Genomic DNA, 18,946 nt, shown 5'->3' on the forward strand with positions numbered 1-18,946 from the left:
ATTTCGCTATAGTTTCGTTCTTACCGGACGCGGGGTGGAGCAGTCTGGCAGCTCGTCGGGCTCATAACCCGAAGGTCGTAGGTTCAAATCCTGCCCCCGCAACCCAACTTAAAGAATAATAAGTTGATCTAGTAGACCGAAGGAATTTCATCCTTAGGCTCTCACGCAAACAAACTCCAATATACAGTAACCCCGTATCGAGGGTTAAAATTCCTAAATTTCAGCAAAGTCCCTGATTCTATAAAGCTTTCCAATTTAAAATCCCCGCCTCTGCAAGGAAAAATGCCTCATCGATGTCTGATTTAGTAGAAGTTTCTGAGTTCATTCTCCATCCGTCTGCTTCGCGAAGAGCAATCGCACGGTCAATCGGATCTAAATCAGGAATTCCTTGGCCTGATGCATCACTTAAATTGAGCTCGTTTTGAGATAAATTTTCTAACCCAGAAGATCCATTTACACCAGATTCAATAGAATTTTTCTCAGGAAATGCGCCAGGCATTGTGTTTTTAATCACAATATTACTTGGATTAATCAGGCCTATAAAAAAACGCCCAAGATTTCTAGCATCGTTTAGACGATTATTCAATAAGATTACTGATTCTTGAGATATACCAGAATTCATATCTTTACGATTTCTCTCAATTAAACGCTTATTATTTAGACTTAAATTCCGCGCATCTTTAATCACCAGATCGCCTGCAGATAGCTCGTTTTGATATGAGGTCCAGTGCAAATTATATTTCCAGTCGTTGCCTTTGCGTTCTAATTGGAAAATACGAATCATATTTTCAGCTCCTCCCACTACGATTTTAGCTGAATTTTCAGTCCACTCTTGCCAAACAATTGAATCTATCTCTCTAATAAAACACTGAATCGCCGCTTTACATGTACCTGTATCTAACGACCACAGTTTTACCGTCTTGTCGAAACTCCCAGACGCTAACCACTTATTATCTGGCGAGAACGCCACACTCAAAATATCCCACCTATGGCCTTTCAATGTTTGGTGCAGCGATGCTCCAGTATCGCTTAGCTCCCACAGCTTCACTGTACAATCTAGACTCCCAGACGCTAACCACTTGCCATCTAGTGAAAACGACACGCTAAAAGCATCTCTATTGTGGCCTTCAAGCATCTGGTACAACAATTTTTCTCCGCTCTCTGGCTCCAATTTCCAGAGCTCCACTTTATTGCCTATGCTCCCAGCTCCATCACTGCTTCCAGATCCGGATGCCAGCCACTGGCCATCTCGTGAGACTGACACGCGCCTTTGGTTATCGCTATGGCACTCAAACGTTTGACGCAACAATGCTCCTGTGTCACTGAGTTCCCATAGCCTGACTGTTTTACCACCACTCGATACTAGCCACTTATTATTCAATGAGATTGACACACCAAACACTCCATGACTATGTCCTTCAAGCGTCTGATGCAACACAGCTTTTCCTGAGTCAAGCGCCCATAGCTTAACCGTCTTATCGCTACTTCCAGAGGCTAACCATTTGCCATCCTCGGAAATCGTTACATCAAGAACATTTCCACTATGTTCTTTTAATGTCTGGCGCAAAAATACATCCCCATTTCCGACCTCCCAGAGTTTAATTGTTTTATCACTACTCCCAGAGGCTAGCCACTTGCCATTGTGCGAAACCGACACGCTCCACACCTTACCACTACCACTATGTCCTTCGAGCATCTGAGGCAATAGCGCCCGATCACTCTTTAATTCCCATAGTTTTAACGTTTTATCGTAGCTCACCGATGCTAGCCAATTACCGTCTGACGAAAAAGATACATCTCTTACTATGGCACTATGGCCCTCAAACGTATGATGCAACACCGCTTCGGAGTTTTCTAACTTCCACAGCTTCACTGCATCATCTCCCGAGGCCAACCAACTACTGTCCGGCGAAAACGATAAGCCTCTCATCAAACCAGAATGCCCTTTAAGGATCTGATGTGACAATGTGCCGGTGCTCCCTAGTTTCCAAAGCATTACTGCACCGTATTGCCCACCACACGCCAGCCATTTGTTATCTCCTGAGAAAGACACACGATGAATCTCATCAGTATGCTCTACAAGCGTTTGCCGTAGCGTCACTTCTTCGTTTTTTAGCTCCCATAACTTCACTGTTTTATCTTTACTCCCAGAGGCTAGCCACTTGCCATCGGATGAGATCGATATACTCTCAATCTCTCCAGCATGCGCCTCTAGCGTATACATAGGTTCACTCACTACTCGTTTGCCCGTTTGTATTTTCCATAATTTGACTGTCTTATCATAGCCACCTGATGCTAACCATTGACCCTTTTCAAAAAATGAAACACTTGAAACCATTTTATTACCGTGTTTAAAAACACCCGTCAAATGGCCCGTCTCAATTGACCATAGCCTTATCGCTCCATCATAATCGGCTGATGCCAACCATTTACTATCAGGAGAAAACGCAACACTGTATCCGACAAAACGTGTTCCAAAGAGTGGGAGATTAAAGGTCCATTTATATTTAAGCTCTAGCCGTCTCTGTATTTTTGTTTCTAGTTCTGTTTCTGTTTCTTCTACTTTATAGAGACTGCATCCTTTAAGAGCTGAACCAACTGCTAGCCAGCGGCCGTCTGGCGAATAACGACAAATATTAGGCCAGCCACCTAACTCTAATGTAGGCATTTCTCCAAACTCAACATTTCTCAAATTTGCTTTGCGCATCGTAGCACCACGTAACCACGCACCACGCAACGTCACTTCACTTAAATCTGCTCCTTCAAATTGCGTATAGTCAAACACCCCATGACTCAGATCCGCCCCTCGAATCCGGATTCCATTTAAATCAGCCCTATTAAACTGCACCCCTGCTCTGACCAAGATCGTCATCGCATTGGCCGCTCCTTTCTCAAATTGCGTACCTCCTTCACCTTTAGAGCGCTCAACAACCCTTAAAAGCTGGGCTTTTAATGCCACATCTTGCCGCACACGCTCCGCTAAAAACTGCAATATTGCCGGATCGTTCACGATATTTAACCGGTTGAGCCACGAAGAAGACTCCATCTTGTCATGGGCACCAAGCTCTTCCCATAAAACCCGCGCTACCAGATAGTCCTGAACTGATTTGTGAATAAACCGGTACTCTTTACCTGAACCATCCTGCTTATCCCTGCAGATTAGCGGCGCATTTAAGCGCACTAACACCGCCATCGCGTTATCGTCACCGAGAAACCGTTTGCGCCAATCCTGACTTAATTCTGTGCTAGGCTCCTCCCAAGGATCATCCGCCGCATATGAATAGGTGGTAACCACTTCCCCCGCTCGATACATTTCTATAGCTAATTTTTTATTGAAAGCCACGCCACGTTCGATAAATCCTCTAAGTTCTAAACGTTTAAATTCTTCGGATTCTCTCCCGCTTAGTCTAATTCGTGCTAAGCGCTTTTGCGAACGATCAAACCAACTCCTCAAGAAATGTTCATAAAGCGCAATTCGGGTAAAGTGTTGGCCCTTTTTTCTCAGTATTTCACCCAATTCAGGTAACACGCTCAAAGTTATTTTGAGCAAGAATGGATTACGTACCAATTCTTTTAAATCACCTTGTCTTAATGCTTCCTTATACTGCTCTATACTCCACGGCCCCTCTGGATGTGCTCTTTTATATTGATCCACATATCGTTCAACCGTTTCCTCCGAAAAAGGTGCTAACCGGTACTCTTGTAAAGCGCTACGCTCATCGGATGGATGAAATTTATATTGATAATTAGAGCCTAAATACTCTGGTCGGCTACTGATTATGATTTTGGCGTCTCGCCAATTATTCAGCTGATTATCCTTATAAAAATCCTGTTGCCGATCTCTAATTTCATCAAATCCATCTAAAATCAAGACAAAACGATGCTTAGTTTGCAGTTCCTTAATTTGCTCTTTTGAAAAACCCTGTATTTCAAAAAACCTCTCAACCAAATTCGGCTTTGACTTTAACTCACTCGATGATAGTTGGATAAACACTGGGATAGGGCTATTCTTTACCGCACTTGCCTGGGTATAGACCTCCCACAAGCTAACAGCAAGATCACGGTTAAATGTCGACTTACCTGAACCTGCCTCTCCTAGCAGGAGTAAAACCTTTTTATCGGAGTTTAAGAAGTCTTGAACCTTGCTTTTTAAATCGAAACGGGTTGAATCGTAGAGCGTCATTCCTTCTGGGGCAACATAATTTGATAACGCATCTTTAACTTCGTTATCTTCCTTTAAACCCTCTAAATACTGCTCCCTCAATTTCTCAAGCGCTGAGTCCAAATTGACCAACGGCTCAACATTCGATTGCAAGGCAAAAATATGCTGCAACATCAGGGTTTCTACTAACTTCGGATCGGCTCCCGCTAAATGTATATGGTTATTAGCTATATTATTATTTCCAATGGTTAAATAATTTATAAAACCATTACCAATTTGCACGTTGCTTTCACCTGGAGCATCGGTTCTTGCTTGCGTATCAGGGAAATCTGAAGCTAAAGAAGGTTGAATACTCTGATTTGGATTAATCGGCGACATACTGGCTGCTCCTTTTTAATAATTTTTATTTAACTTATATCTGAATAACTTTTTATCGGATAAAACTTCAGCTTTCACTGCATAAAACCTATCTACCCCAATTACGATAGGGCATAAGCAATCTCAGAAACCCTGAATAGAGCGTGTTGAAGTTTGTAATTAATTGTTTAGAAACTAGAAGCAAACCCGTATTGCTGAGGTTCTGACACCGAGACAACACGAGTTTGCAATGCCCCGATTACTTATTACAGATGAATTTTGGTCGAAGCTGGAAAAGATTTTGCTTGATGAGCAGATTTATCGCAAGCAGAATTTGCGCTTGGAAATACAAATGACTTGGTAAAAGTATGGCAAGGGCGAGAGCATGGTTAAAACGCGCAGTTGCGCATTTGCCACAGCTCTTTGCACCTTCGCCTATTAACGAGCCAAAATGGTTGGATGATAAGAACCAGATGAATCGAGAGATTCACGTCCGACTGCGAGAGAGCTTGAAGATGAGGCTCCTTTAGGCTACTCGACCGCCGCCCATGTTTCACATAGGGCAATCACATCAAATGATTGATTTCACCTAGTCGCGGTTACCGTCAAAATTGTTCCGTCAGTCAACTTGATCGTTTTAGACGCTCCATTGGTGGGCAATGTAAAGCGCACAATTTGGTGATGCACCTGATCTTTAGGACAGCGCAGCTTTTGGCCGCTTTTCTTTTTATAAATATAAGTCCCCTGAGGCGCATGAGCGCGGAAACCTAATTGGATCGTTGCCACACCATCTTGGCCGACAATCGGCGCAAGCCGTATTTTTGTCTGCCGTAACATCGCATGTTCGCTATCACGCGGCACATTTTCCCAGTGAGGGCATTGTCGATCAATCGGCACAGCTCCCGCAGGCGGTACAGTTTTCCAGGTAAAATCATCCACCTCGCCGGATGCAATCTGGCGAGTTTCTTGTGCATTGCCATAGAGCTTAGACACCACTTTGACTGTGTAATGAATCGGTGCATCAAGCGATTTAGGCATTTGAGCCAGTGCCAAACGCCCCGTTCCCATTAAGGCAAAGATTGCCAGCATGCATGAAACTTTGACTACTTTAGTGATTGGGTATTTCATAAGTTGCCCCTTTTCTTTTTTATAACTTATTTAAGTATATTACACCTCATCAAAATGGCATCTTACAATGGCTTTTTCAGCTTAAATCAAGGACCAGGAATTTCATCCAAATAAGCGCAAGACCCCGTCTAAACCAGTATACTCCAACGACACATCTGCCGCTTGCCGCACCACTGGCTTCGCTCGAAAAGCGACGGATAAACCTGCCGGCGCCATCATCAACAGATCATTTGCCCCATCTCCGATCACGATAGCACGCGAAGCCGTAATCCCCAATTCAGCGCACACTTCATAGAGCCGCCGCTTTTTGGCCTGAGCATCCACAATCTCACCTACCACCTCGCCAGTAAGCTTGCCATGACGAATGCCGAGCCTATTCGCGTGCGCATAATCCAATCTGAGACGAGTGGCCAGCCGCTCGGTAAAAAATGTGAACCCGCCCGAAACTAAAAGTGTATGCAAACCTGCTGCTTGCACCTCGGCCAGCATGCGTTGCGCCCCTAGTGAGAGTTTTAGGCGCTTACGCCATACTTGCTCCAACACATTGGCATCCAATCCCTTTAATAAGGCGACCCGACACCGCAGGCTTTCCTCGAAATTAGATATCTCGCCACTCATAGAGGCTTCAGTCAGTGCCCTCACCTCAGCTTTAAGACCACAAAAATCAGCTATTTCATCAATACATTCGATCGTGATCAGAGTCGAATCCATATCCATCACGACCAAGCTAAACTCAGCCAAAGACCGTGATGGCAGATACGCACAGTCAAGTTGGCGCTGCGCACACCAGGCCGTCACTTGCGCGCGCAAAGTTAAATCCACATTGAGAATACGCGCAGCATAATCATCCAGGCGCAGCGCCGCAGCGCCGCCAGCCGCTATGCGCGCTTGCTCAAGCTGTGCACTAGACAGGAGTTGAGTGCTCTGAAGAATAAGATTCATTGAACTTTAGCCTAGCAAATGGGTCGACATACTACGCTCAAGATCTGCGCGCAAATCGCGTTCGTCTTCCAAACCAATAAAAAAGCGCACTAACCCGCCGCGATGAGGCCAGCGCGTCACGGTACGCAGCGGTGCTACATCATAAGGTAGCGCCAAACTTAATGCGCCGCCCCAGCTAAACCCCAATTTGAAAAACTGGAGGCCTTCAACAAAACGATCTATTTGTACTGGTGTATATTTTTCATCAAACACGACCGAAAATAATCCCCCCGAGCCAGAAAAATCTCGCTTCCAAGAGGCATGACCTGGGCAATCCGGCAGAGCCGGATGCAAGACCGCCACGACTTCGGGCCGCGTTTGTAACCACCGCGCAAGCGCCAATGCGCTCTGTTCATGAGCGGCATAGCGCACCGTCATGCTAGGCAAGCCGCGCAATACGAGCGCACAATCATCCGCAGAGACGCCAAACCCGAGCTGCATACGGGCTTGCTTGAGTTTTAAATACAGTTCCGTATCTGTCGTGAGCGTAGCGCCCATCAAAACATCACTGCCACCTGACTGATATTTAGTCAGCGCTTGCACCGAAATATCGCAGCCATGTTCAAAAGGCTTAAAAGCAAGTCCGGCTGACCAAGTATTATCCAACGCTGTGTATATGCCTCGCGCCCGAGCAACTTGCGTGATGCCACGCACATCCGGCACTTCCATCGTCACCGAACCCGGTGCTTCAAGCCAAATTAAACGTGTATTCGCCTGTATCAGCTGAGCAATCTCGGCGCCCATGAGCGGATCATAATAACGGGCAGAAATGCCAAATCTCGCTAGCCAAGCGCCGTAATCACGATTCGGCGTATAGGCATTGTCCGGGATCAGTACATCATCGCCTTGCTGTAGTAGCCCTTGATACACATTAACAATGGCAGCTAAGCCGGAAGGCTGTAACAAAGCATGTGTCGCGCCCTCAAGCCGAGCCAACTGCTGCGCTAGCGCATGAGAAATGGGCGTGGCGTGTAAACCATAGCGCCATTGCGCATCATGCCGCCAGTCAAGCGCGCGTAGCGTGGCGAGATTGGGAAAGATAACGGTCGAAGCCCGCGTCACGGGTGCCGATATGGCCGCCCAGCCCGCTGTCAGATTGGCTTGCGCATGATGCACGAGCTCAGTTTGCAAATGAGTATCCATAGGCAATCGTCATACTTATCAGTAGGTTAACCGCTCAGTTAGCGGTGCTAGACACTTCGCCCCATAAATCATGTCCCTGCGCGCCAGTAATTTTTACGTCAACGAAATCACCGGCTTGATAGGCATGGGAAGCATGAGCAACGGGTTTAATATAAACGACACCATCGATTTCTGGCGCATCTGCAGACGAACGCGCAATGCCTCCAGCATGATTCACTTCATCCACTAAGACCCGCAATGTTTGTCCTACTTTACGCTTTAAACGCTGCACCGATACAGCTTCGGCCACTTCCATAAAACGCGCGCGCCGCTCATTGCGCACGGCATCGGGCAATGCGCCCGGCAATTCATTTGCCGCAGCACCGGCTACCGGAGAATAGGCAAAGCACCCAACCCGATCTAATTCAGCCACGCGGATGAAATCCAGCAAGGTTTCAAACTCAGCCTCGGTTTCCCCTGGAAAACCAGCAATAAAAGTGCTCCGAATCGTCAGCTCAGGACAGAGCGCGCGCCACGCTTGCACTCGCTCAAGCGATTTTTGCGCATTAGCGGGGCGCTTCATCCGTTTTAGCACCGCTGGGTGCGCGTGTTGAAATGGAACATCTAGATAAGGCAAAATCCGTTGCTGCGCCATCAACGGCAGCAGTTCGTCGACATGCGGATAGGGATAGACATAATGTAGACGCACCCAGGCGTTATGCTCAGCCGCCAACTCACCCAACGCGGTGGCCAGCTCAGTAATCCGGGTTTTTAATGGCCGACCACGCCAAAAGCCTGTCCGATATTTAACATCCACCCCATACGCGCTAGTATCCTGAGAAATCACCAAGAGTTCGCGTACGCCCCCACGCAGCAAATTCTCCGCCTCCAGCATAATTTCCGCTACCGGCCGCGACACTAAATCGCCCCGCATCGACGGGATAATACAAAAAGTGCAATGGTGATTGCAGCCTTCGGAGATTTTTAGGTAAGCGTAATGGCGCGGGGTTAACTTTAAACCCGCCGCAGGCACTAGATCTGCAAATGGGTCATGCGGTTTTGGCAAATGGAGATGTACCGCTTGCATGACTTCACCCAGAGCATGCGGCCCCGTGACGGCGAGTACTTTCGGATGGATGTCTTTAACCAAAGAGCCGCCGTCTTGGCTTTTTCTCGCTCCCAAGCAGCCCGTAACAATCACTTTACCGTTTTCGTGGAGGGCTTCACCAATTGTATCCAAACTTTCCTGCACGGCTTCGTCGATAAAACCGCACGTGTTCACAACCACCAAATCAGCGCCGTCATAGGTTGCTGAAATTTCATAGCCTTCAGCGCGCAATTGGGTCAGAATCTGCTCGGAGTCGACGAGAGCTTTGGGGCAACCTAACGAAACAAAACCAACTTTAGGTATAGAATGAGCGGACACCGTCATATAAAATTAAGAATGAAGATAAAAAATAAGAAGGGCGCAGAATACAACAAAGAAAACATTAAGCCAAACTCATCAGCTCGAAAGGTTGATATAGCATAAAATTTATACTATTTTGTATAAATTTTATTACCTGTTAGAATATCTCCATCTAGCTAAGGGCGGGGGGTGAATTGATGTGCTTTCTGTACTTTTACCTCGCTCATACAAGCAAACCCCACTCACACAACAAAAACCATTAAATTAGCCATTGAATAAATTCCCATATCCGATTCCAAGCCGCGAAGAGATTCTGAGCGTGTTGCGCGCAAGCACAGTCCCGTTAACCGCCAAAGACATTGCTCAAACCCTCTCGGTCAAAGCCATAGAACAAGAAGGTTTTCTCAAACGCCTTAACGCCATGGAGCGCGATGAGCAAATCCAATCTAGCCAAGAAGGCTATTTGCAATTAGCTTCATCCTCGCACTTTGTAGCAGGCCGCATTCAAGGTCACCGCGATGGCTATGGCTTCTTAATTCGTGATGATGCACAAGCCGACCTTTTTCTCTCCAATGCGGAAATGCAGAGAGTGATGCACAATGATCGCGTCCTCGCGCGCATCATGGGCTACGATCGCCGCGGACGGCCGGAAGGACATATTGTAGAAATCACTAAACGAGCTAATACCCATGTGATTGGCCGTTTGCTGAACGAAAATGGCGTACTGATACTCGCCCCAGAAGATAAACGCATTGGCCACGATATTATCATTGCCCCGCGGGCTCAAGGCCAAGCTAAGGCGGGACAGGTCGTGAGCGTTGAGCTCATTGATTTTCCAAGCCGTCACACCGCCCCGCTAGGCAAAGTGGTGGAAATCCTCGGTGAGATTGACGATCCTGGCATGGAGATTGAAATTGCTGTACGCAAACACGGCGTCCCCCATCAATTTAGCGCTGCCGCACTGGCGCAGGCTAATAAGTTGCCTGACAAAGTACGCCCAGCCGATTTACACCAGCGCGTTGACCTGCGCGATTTGCCGTTAGTCACGATTGACGGTGAAGATGCGCGCGACTTTGATGACGCAGTCTATTGCGAACCTGTCAAAGTCGGCCGTGGTGATGGTTTTAGGTTGATCGTTGCAATCGCAGATGTATCTCATTATGTCAAACCCAATGATGCGCTTGACGTCGATGCTCTGGAGCGCAGCACCTCGGTGTATTTTCCACGCCGCGTGATTCCAATGCTGCCAGAAAAGCTCTCCAATGGACTGTGCTCGCTTAACCCGGGCGTAGATCGCTGCGCGCTGGTTTGCGATTTAGTCATTGATGCCCAAGGCAAGCTCCATGCGTATCAATTTTATCCTGCTGTGATGCATTCGGCGGCACGCCTGACTTACACTGAGGTCGCCACCCTCTTAGCCAATACCAAAAGCCTTGAGGCCAAAAACCACGCTCCCTTACTCCCACATTTACAGCATTTATATGGCGCTTATCAACTGCTTGTAAACGCGCGTCAGAAGCGCGGTGCGATCGATTTTGATACGGTCGAAACGTATATTGTGTGTAACGCACTTGGGAAAATCGAACAAATTGTCCCGCGCACGCGTAACGAAGCCCATAAATTGATCGAAGAGTGCATGTTAGCCGCCAATGTATGCGCCGCTGATTTCTTAAAACGCCATAAACATGCGGGGCTATATCGTGTCCATGAAGGTCCTACCGAAGAAAAGCTTGCCAATCTACGCAGCTTTTTGCGCGGCGTTGGACTCTCGCTTGAGGGCCGCGCTAAACCACAGGCCAGCGACTATAGCGCTCTCATGGCGCAAATCCGCCAGCGGCCAGACGCGCAAATGCTGCAAACCATGTTACTGCGCTCCATGCAGCAGGCCGTTTACAGCCCAGACAATCTCGGTCATTTCGGTTTAGCGTACGAGGCTTACGCTCACTTTACCAGCCCCATCCGACGTTATCCTGATTTACTCACACATCGGGCAATCCGAGCTCTTTTAAGCGGAAACCGCTATGAGCCCGCTCTGTTACCCAATACGCAACTCAATACTGCTCTGAGCGGCCACGCTCAAACCTTACAAAACAAAGCCAATACTTCCCAAAAAAGATCACGCCAAAGTAGCTCAGCGATTTGGAACGAATTCGGTCTGCACTGCTCAGCCAATGAGCGGCGCGCAGATGAAGCCTCACGCGATGTTGAAGCCTGGCTTAAATGTTATTTTATGCGCGACAAACTGGGCGCAGAATATGGCGGCTTAGTGAGCGCGGTGACTTCATTTGGCATCTTTGTGCAGCTTGATACGCTATTTGTTGAAGGTTTGGTGCATGTCACTGAGCTGGGGCCAGAGTATTTTCAATATGATGAGATTAAAAATGAATTGCGCGGCGAGCATACCGGTACCCGCTACCGGCTTGCCGATCGGGTACGCGTGCAAGTCAGCCGAGTTGACCTAGACACGCGTAAAATTGATTTTGTTTTGGTACAAGATCCTCCGGTCAAAGCCTCTCATAAAAATCCAGCGCACCCAACCGCCAAAACTGGCGCTGCCAAAGCTAAAAAAACACCTAAAGCAAAAACCCCGCTAGCCAACCAAGAGCCAGCCGAAACAGCTCGACACCTATCTCGTGAGAGCGCTAAGGCTAGCTCAAAACGCACCCGCAAAAACACTTAATTTCTTTTACAGCATGGCCCATCTCAAACTTCTTTACGGCTTTCACGCAGTCACAGCGCGCTTGCGATATGATGCAGCTACCATCAACGAAATTTTATATGACCCCGCCCGCCGCGACCGGCGCATGCAGGATTTCTTAAAGGTCGCTAGCGGCGCTGGAGTGCGGCTTATCGCAGCAGAAGAAAACCGGCTACGGGGCCTCGCCGGTACTGACCGCCACCAAGGTATCGTCGCGCGCGTAGCCGACATTCCCCTCGCCCATAATTTGGCCGAGTTGCTCGATGGGATAAGCGGCCCCGCACTTTTATTAGTACTTGACGGCGTCACTGACCCCCATAACCTTGGTGCTTGCCTACGCGTCGCTAATGCAGCGGGCGCGCAGGCTGTGATTGCCCCGCGCGACCGCGCTGTGGGACTTAATGCAACCGCAGCAAAAGTAGCCAGCGGCGCGGCGGATACAACCCCCTATATTTCTGTCACCAACCTAGCCCGCGCGCTACGTGAATTACAAGCCGCCGATATTTGGGTGGTTGGCGCTGCCGATGATGCTCCGACAAGCTTATATGAAACCAAGCTGGTTGGTTCACTGGCCTTGGTCATGGGCGCAGAAGACGAAGGCATGCGTCGCTTAACCCGCGAAACCTGCGATGAAGTTATGCATATTCCAATGGCCGGTAGCGTTGAAAGCCTAAATGTATCCGTAGCCAGTGGCATCGCGCTGTTCGAGGCACGCCGGCAACGTATCCTGGTGAGTTAAGCGCTACAACCCATTAGCACATACCCTAATTTTTAATTCTTTTTTGATCTACGTCAGCATGTCTCAAGACACCTTAAAACGTCTCGTTAGCCAAGCCGCCGCCGATTACCTGCTCATCCACATACCAGAAGGGGCTGTAATCGGGATTGGCACTGGCTCAACCGTCAACTACTTTATTGACGCTCTAGCTAGCCACCAGGTCTTCAACGCCCGCTATCATGGCGCCGTGTCGAGCTCAAATGCGACCACTGCGCGACTTAAAATGCATGGGATTAAAGTATTGGATCTCAATCAAGTCGAAACCCTGCCCGTCTATATCGATGGCGCAGATGAGATCAATCATCATGGACATATGATCAAAGGCGGCGGCGGCGCATTGACGCGCGAAAAAATCATCGCGCTGGTAGCTGAGGTCTTTATCTGCATTGCAGATGCCTCAAAACGCGTCGATACGTTAGGCTGCTTCGCACTACCGGTTGAAATTATCTCTCTTGCGCGCGCCGCACTCAGCCGCAAATTCCTCGCTTTAGGCGGTAGACCCGTATTGCGAACTACAGCAAATGGCTCACCTTATCTGACGGATAATGGCAATCCAATTATTGACGTGCACGGTTTGCAGATTACTGACCCCGTCACGCTTGAAGCGGAAATTAACAGCTGGCCGGGAGTTGTGACAGTTGGGCTTTTCGCCAAACGTCCTGCAAATTTATGTCTGTTAGCCAGCGCAACAGGCGTTGAAATGATTGAACACGGCTCTGGCAAATAACCATACGCCGCAATCAACGTAGGATCGCTCGCGCTAGCTGAATGAGTAGCTTCAATTTAACGATCTAACCTTTAACTTGCTGCGCTCATCTTGCAGATAGCGGCTTGCTGGAAAAGAAGCCTGTAATACACGCTCTGCATCGCTAGCGAGTTTTGTTTGCCCAAGCGCTCGATAAGACAGCACAATGATATGCAATGCATCTTCGGTGGCAGGAGCACTTTCATATTGCTTAAGCGCCGTTTGTGCGCGATTCACGGCGGCAAGATAAGCACCACGCCGGTAATAGTAATGCGCGGTATGCACCTCGTGAGCCGCCAACGCATTAACAATATAACGCATGCGTTGTGCCGCATCCTGTGCATATGGGCTTTGAGGGTAGCTCTCAACGACTATTTTAAAGGCATTATACGAATCACGCATCGCCTTTGGATCACGCTCACTAATATCTTGCCGGCTTAGGCGACCAAATAAACCCAGCTCGTCATTAAAATTGATGATGCCTTTTAGATAGTAAGCATAAGCAATCTTTGGATGATTCGGATGCAATTGAACAAAACGATTCACAGCCTGCAAAGCAGCCGCTGTTTCGTTATCTTTCCAGTTGCAATAAGCGACATTGATTTGAGCTTGCTGCACATATTCGCCAAAAGGATCTCGCCCTTCAAGCGCTTCAAAATATTTTGCACAGCGCGCCCAATCGCCACCGGTTAGCATTTCCTGAGCCTCCGAGTATAATTTTTCATTCGACCAGGTTGTTGTTTCATCAATTTTCTCAGGCAAACCGCTACAGCCAGCCAAAATGGCCGCGATACTTCCTAACAAAACAACTAACTTAAATTTATTCAACACTTGCATTCGCCTTTTCAATCTCAATGACTCGTTTTCGCGTAGAAGATTATAGCTCAAGCCCCGACTCTACCACTGGATTTGACACGGATATACACGCCCATGATGCATCCGCGCTGGATTCAGAGTCGGCCGACTTGGCCTCAGCAGATGAGCTGCCCTATCTGATGGCACAGATTCCTGCCGCATTGGCAGGCGAGCGCCTCGATAAAGTGCTTGCCCGCCTCTTTCCAGATTATTCGCGCAACCGTTTGCAAAGCTGGATAGAAGCTGGGCGGGTAAAGGTCAACGGCATACCCGCCCAAATCCGGCAAGCCGCCCCACTCGACGCCTCCATCCTCATAGCGCCAGAGCTATTGCCCGAAGAAACCGCATTTACGGCTGAGCCTGTGCCACTTGAGATTATTTACGAAGATGCAGCGCTGGTCGTGATTAATAAACCTGCCGGACTTGTAGTACACCCGGCCGCGGGCAATTGGCGCGGCACCGTGCTTAACGGACTTTTACACCGCTACGGCAAAGCCGCCGCCGGGCTGCCTCGCGCCGGCATTGTTCATCGCCTCGATAAAGATACCTCTGGCTTAATGGTCATTGCGCGTACGCTCACTGCACAAACACACCTAATCCGCCAACTACAAGCACGCACCGTTAAACGTCGCTACCTTGCGTTCGTTTGGGGTACGCCCAATGCCCAGGGCACAATTCACGCTCCACTCGGGCGCGATCCACGCAATCGGATCAGAATGGCGGTGGTATCAGAGACAAGTGGCAAACCTGCGTGTACTCATTATCGTAGAATTGCAACGGGCAACCTAGCAGGCCAGCCCTTCGCGCTCATGGAGTGCGACCTTGAAACCGGACGCACTCACCAAATTCGCGTGCATTTAGCCCATCTTGGACATCCTCTCATAGGAGACCCGCTATATTGCAAAACGGCCCGCTACACTCAATTACTCGCAACCACCCGCGCGGCTGGCTTTGCGCGGCAGGCACTCCATGCCTGGCAGCTCAAATTAAACCATCCGCTCAACAACCTTATATGTGCCTGGCGCGCACCTGCGCCGGCGGATATTTTACTGCTTGCAGACGCACTAGGACTAACGCCTGCGGTGATTAACGATACAATTGAAGCTGAGGAGTTAAATGATAACGACAAAAAACACCCGCTTACATGACTACAGACATCACCGGATATGCCCCATTATCGCTGGCAGATTGCCTCACGCCGAATTGGCCCGTCGCAGCGCGCGTGCGTATACTCTTTACAACACGGGCGGGCGGTGTAAGCATCCCTCCCTATGGACAATCGCAAAACGGGACTGAATCCGCGGGAGGCCTCAACCTCGGCCTGCATACAGGGGATGCAGCAAAATGCGTAGCCGAAAATCGTAAACGGCTCGCCACGCTCACTGGAACCCATATCGCCTGGCTTGAACAAGTTCACAAAACAGACGTCATACGCGCAGAAATCGCCGTCAATGCTCTTCCCCCCCCACGCGCAGATGCCAGCGTGACGGCCCAACCCGGCATTGCCTGCGCGATCATGACGGCTGATTGCCTGCCCGTACTTATATGCGACCATACCGGTCACGCGGTGGGTGCCGCTCATGCCGGTTGGCGCGGCCTTGCCGCCGGAGTGCTAGAGCGCACCGCGGCTGAAGTGGCGGCCCTCACAAACCCACACGAAGAGCTCTATGCATTTCTTGGACCCGCGATTGGTCCCAGCACATTTGAAGTGGGCGATGATGTACGCGATGCCTTTTTAACAACAGCCACTGCCGCTGAGAGCATTGCCACTGCCGCCGCCTTCCGACCTTGCCCGCATCTATCCGGAAAATATTGGGCCAATCTATTCGCATTAGCGCGCTTACGGCTAATCCGCGCTGGCATTAAGCAAATCAGCGGCGGCGCATGGTGCACTGCATCAGATCCCACACGCTTTTATTCATATCGACGGCAATTACTGACTGGACGTCAAGCAGCGCTTATCTGGCTCGAGCATCCAAGCTAAGATGAGTGGCATATCCACGTAATTTAGTGAATACTATAAAAACTGTAAGCAACAAGAGCAAAAATGACCAACGAAAAAAACCTGCGCATAATCAAAAAATACCTTAATCGCCGACTCTACGATACGCAAACGAGCACGTATATTAGGCTAGCCGATGTGAAGCAACTGGTGCTAGACAAACAGCCATTTCAGGTAGTAGATGCAAAAACCAACGAGAATCTAACGCGTGGTATCTTGCTACAAATCAGCTTTGAGGAAGAAAGTATTGGCACACCTATTTTTTCTCATGAAATGCTACTGCAGCTCATTCACTTTTATGGCCACCCTATGCAAGAAATGATCGGCAGCTACCTGCAAAAGAATCTACAAGCTTTCATCGATATTCAGAACACATTTACCGAACAGCTGAAAGACCTTTACGATAGCAGTACCTCTGCCGACATGTGGTCCCAATTTATCAATATGCAAGCCCCTTTAATGCAAACGATGATGACAAGCTACCTTGAGCAATCGAAAAATTTATTTATACAAATGCAAACGCAAATGCGGGATCGTGCAAAAGATATGTTCAACGCGTTAGCATTCCAACCAGAATTTAACGCCGACCACAAAAATTAAAGCCAAAGAAATAATAAATTAACGCAGCGCACGCATTGTTCTGATAAAATTCAGCCTCTTTGCCGTTTGATCGGCGGCGATATGAAATATTTAGGAAAGGTGGCAGAGTGGTCGAATGCGCCGGACTCGAAATCCGGTATACGGTAACCCCGTATCGAGGGTTCAAATCCCTCCCTTTCCGCCAAAGCCCTAATTCTATAAGGGTTTTCAATTTCAAATCCTCGCTTCTGCGCCGGTTTTTTGCTTCGGAATGCGTTATTTCGGCTGTTTCGTGGGCAGGCTGATCGTAATGATAGATGCAAGGAAAAACGATTGAGTTGAGTCGAGGCTGGAGAGGATTTTTTATGGTTTTGCGCCTTGCTATGGAAAACAGCAAAGCAAATCCACGCCGGAAAAATTTCTAGATGTTTTAGATGGAGGGAAGCTAACTGATCTGTTGGCTTCTTGTGCTACGGTAATCCCCCCATATTTAATAGTTTCTAAAAGTAGAACACTAAGCTGCGAGAGCTCATTTGTGTTTTGGGGGAATGCCTCCAATGGCCATGTTGGCCGTTCTTTGTCGGCTGGCGCACAGTCAGCTATAAACAATATGGGCCACTTTGAGCGAATTGAAGCTCCCTTGCTATTGGCCAACTGGGCCGCGTAATAAAAAGCTCACTTCCTTTTCGAATAAACTATCACAATCCCATCTTATCTGCCCGAGCTCAGCAAAATCAACCATTTTCCGGTTCGGCGCTGTTCGGAAACAAAAAGGACTTTGCTATACGCGCAGTGGTTGGGGCGCAGTGTGGCAGGATGCCAATGCAAGTTTGGATTAAAACCGAGGCAAAGAAATTAAACCAACCCGAAAACCAGATTAGAGAAACACTTCACTTTACTCTAAACGATGGTCGCCCGACGGCAATCACAAAAAAATTAGAGCGTAGAGATGCGGATGTATAGGATTTTGCAGCTGATGCAAACCCTACAAGCACGCACAAACATTATGATCGCTGGCAGATTAAAAAGGCCGCGGCTACAAATTAGAAAATTGAAAAATCTGGAATTTCGTTGACAAATTGAGGGACACACTCCCCGCAAAGCCTTATGTTCTGGGGTGACCGACGGGGCTCGAACCCGCGACAACTGGAATCACAATCCAGGACTCTACCAACTGAGCTACGGCCACCACTGAAAAACGCATATCTGCCAACCAAGAAATGGCTCGCTGAAAGAACCGCATTATACAAAGCCCGAGGCTCTTTCGCTAGTACTATTTAGCAATCTTATGCATTCACATCAACTGCGATAGCCCTTCCGCACTTTCTAAAAACACTCACTATGTTGCTCAGCAACCAAAAAGTGCTTGGCATAGCGGGGATTGATTTCCGAGAGATTGAATAATGTAAGAAAGTCAGCCGTGTTAAAAGCCGAATCAAACGCCGGTGCACCGCAAATTTTTGCGCCAAGGCGTAAATAGCCTTTAATCAGGGGCGGCAATGCAACGTTTGCCCCTGTTTGCAGCGTGTCGATGGGCAAAGCGACGCGCGGAAAGGCACGATATTGCGCTGTAGTCATCGATGCAGTTTCTAAAACCCGGTATAGATTAGCCGCAAAATGACCGCCATCCGCCACGGAAACACTCGCACAACCCAGCATGGTTTCATAGCCGTGCCGCAACATATATTCAGCCAAACCGGTCCAGAGCGACATAATGACCATGCCGCGGCGGTAATCACGATGCACGCAAGAGCGGCCTACTTCAACCATTTTATGGCGTAAAGGCGCTAATTGCTCAATATTAAATTCACCTTGCGCGTATAGGCGTCCAAGGCGAATGGCACGGTGCGGTGGTAAAACGCGGTAAGTGCCCACGATTTCAAATGTTTGCGGATCACGCACCAGTAAATGATCACAGTGCGCATCGAATTCGTCGCTATCAAGGCCAGGTGCGCCCCCAATGCGAGCACCCATTTCTTCGGCGAATACGTTGTAACGCAAACGTTGCGCCGCGCGTATATCCGCCTCATCGCGAGCCCAGCTTACCAGCAATGGCTTCGCGTGCTTATGCTCACCCACACAAAATGGCATATCAGCGGTCGACCATTGCACTCGATTTAGCCTTTGTTCC

At 48.6% G+C, this 18,946-nt stretch carries 13 protein-coding genes and 3 tRNA genes; 8 read left to right on the forward strand and 8 right to left on the reverse strand.

The window, feature by feature from the left end; all coding sequences use genetic code 11:
* Nucleotides 1–28: 28 nt before the first annotated feature.
* Nucleotides 29–102, forward strand: a tRNA-Met gene (locus MPB2EB_RS05520).
* Between the two features lie 136 nt (nucleotides 103–238).
* Here MPB2EB_RS05520 and MPB2EB_RS05525 read toward each other — a convergent pair.
* The 5 genes from MPB2EB_RS05525 to rimO all read right to left on the reverse strand — a co-directional run bounded on the left by MPB2EB_RS05525 (nucleotide 239) and on the right by rimO (nucleotide 9,176).
* The gene (locus MPB2EB_RS05525; protein WP_185181365.1) at nucleotides 239–4,540 is read right to left on the reverse strand and encodes an NACHT domain-containing protein; all 4,302 of its coding nucleotides are present in this window, start codon (nucleotides 4,538–4,540) and stop codon (nucleotides 239–241) included.
* 564 nt (nucleotides 4,541–5,104) lie between these two features.
* Entirely contained in the window at nucleotides 5,105–5,647 is a 543-nt protein-coding gene (locus MPB2EB_RS05530; protein ID WP_232534421.1) for a DUF6013 family protein, read from the reverse strand.
* Between the two features lie 102 nt (nucleotides 5,648–5,749).
* Nucleotides 5,750–6,589, reverse strand: coding sequence for a phosphoserine phosphatase SerB (serB, locus tag MPB2EB_RS05535; protein WP_185181366.1), 840 nt, complete (start codon nucleotides 6,587–6,589; stop codon nucleotides 5,750–5,752).
* A 6-nt stretch (nucleotides 6,590–6,595) separates the two neighbouring features.
* The gene (locus tag MPB2EB_RS05540; protein ID WP_185181367.1) at nucleotides 6,596–7,771 is read right to left on the reverse strand and encodes a cystathionine beta-lyase; all 1,176 of its coding nucleotides are present in this window, start codon (nucleotides 7,769–7,771) and stop codon (nucleotides 6,596–6,598) included.
* A 34-nt stretch (nucleotides 7,772–7,805) separates the two neighbouring features.
* Entirely contained in the window at nucleotides 7,806–9,176 is a 1,371-nt protein-coding gene (gene rimO, locus MPB2EB_RS05545; RefSeq protein WP_232534422.1) for a 30S ribosomal protein S12 methylthiotransferase RimO, read from the reverse strand.
* A gap of 253 nt (nucleotides 9,177–9,429) precedes the next feature.
* Between rimO and rnr the strand changes: the two genes are divergently transcribed.
* Genes rnr through rpiA form a run of 3 tightly spaced genes read left to right on the forward strand, consistent with a single transcriptional unit; the run spans nucleotide 9,430 to nucleotide 13,361 of the window.
* The gene (rnr, locus tag MPB2EB_RS05550; protein ID WP_185181369.1) at nucleotides 9,430–11,838 is read left to right on the forward strand and encodes a ribonuclease R; all 2,409 of its coding nucleotides are present in this window, start codon (nucleotides 9,430–9,432) and stop codon (nucleotides 11,836–11,838) included.
* Nucleotides 11,839–11,851: 13 nt separating this feature from the next.
* Nucleotides 11,852–12,595: a 23S rRNA (guanosine(2251)-2'-O)-methyltransferase RlmB gene (gene rlmB, locus MPB2EB_RS05555; RefSeq protein WP_185181370.1), complete on the forward strand. Its 744-nt coding sequence runs from the start codon at nucleotides 11,852–11,854 to the stop codon at nucleotides 12,593–12,595.
* Nucleotides 12,596–12,653: 58 nt separating this feature from the next.
* Nucleotides 12,654–13,361: a ribose-5-phosphate isomerase RpiA gene (gene rpiA / locus MPB2EB_RS05560; RefSeq protein WP_185181371.1), complete on the forward strand. Its 708-nt coding sequence runs from the start codon at nucleotides 12,654–12,656 to the stop codon at nucleotides 13,359–13,361.
* A 51-nt stretch (nucleotides 13,362–13,412) separates the two neighbouring features.
* On the opposite strand, the gene MPB2EB_RS05565 is transcribed toward rpiA, so the two are convergent.
* Complete coding sequence (locus tag MPB2EB_RS05565; protein WP_185181372.1) at nucleotides 13,413–14,216, reverse strand: outer membrane protein assembly factor BamD; 804 nt, start codon at nucleotides 14,214–14,216, stop codon at nucleotides 13,413–13,415.
* Nucleotides 14,217–14,233: 17 nt separating this feature from the next.
* On the opposite strand from MPB2EB_RS05565, the gene MPB2EB_RS05570 reads away from it, so the two are divergent.
* From MPB2EB_RS05570 to MPB2EB_RS05585, 4 genes are all read left to right on the forward strand, one after another.
* Nucleotides 14,234–15,382 (forward strand): RluA family pseudouridine synthase, encoded by a 1,149-nt coding sequence (locus tag MPB2EB_RS05570; protein ID WP_185181373.1) that lies wholly within the window; start codon nucleotides 14,234–14,236, stop codon nucleotides 15,380–15,382.
* 8 nt (nucleotides 15,383–15,390) lie between these two features.
* Complete coding sequence (pgeF, locus tag MPB2EB_RS05575) at nucleotides 15,391–16,218, forward strand: peptidoglycan editing factor PgeF (RefSeq protein WP_185182674.1); 828 nt, start codon at nucleotides 15,391–15,393, stop codon at nucleotides 16,216–16,218.
* A gap of 63 nt (nucleotides 16,219–16,281) precedes the next feature.
* On the forward strand, nucleotides 16,282–16,836 hold the full coding sequence (gene phaR, locus MPB2EB_RS05580; protein WP_185181374.1) for a polyhydroxyalkanoate synthesis repressor PhaR: 555 nt from the start codon (nucleotides 16,282–16,284) through the stop codon (nucleotides 16,834–16,836).
* A 93-nt stretch (nucleotides 16,837–16,929) separates the two neighbouring features.
* Nucleotides 16,930–17,020: transfer RNA gene (locus tag MPB2EB_RS05585), tRNA-Ser, on the forward strand.
* Nucleotides 17,021–17,928: 908 nt separating this feature from the next.
* Here the strand turns inward: MPB2EB_RS05585 and MPB2EB_RS05590 are convergent.
* Nucleotides 17,929–18,004, reverse strand: a tRNA-His gene (locus MPB2EB_RS05590).
* 137 nt (nucleotides 18,005–18,141) lie between these two features.
* Entirely contained in the window at nucleotides 18,142–18,906 is a 765-nt protein-coding gene (locus MPB2EB_RS05595; protein ID WP_370576634.1) for a GNAT family N-acetyltransferase, read from the reverse strand.
* Nucleotides 18,907–18,946 lie beyond the last annotated feature (40 nt).

Source organism: Mycoavidus sp. B2-EB (genome assembly GCF_014218255.1).
Taxonomy (GTDB): Bacteria; Pseudomonadota; Gammaproteobacteria; order Burkholderiales; family Burkholderiaceae; genus Mycoavidus.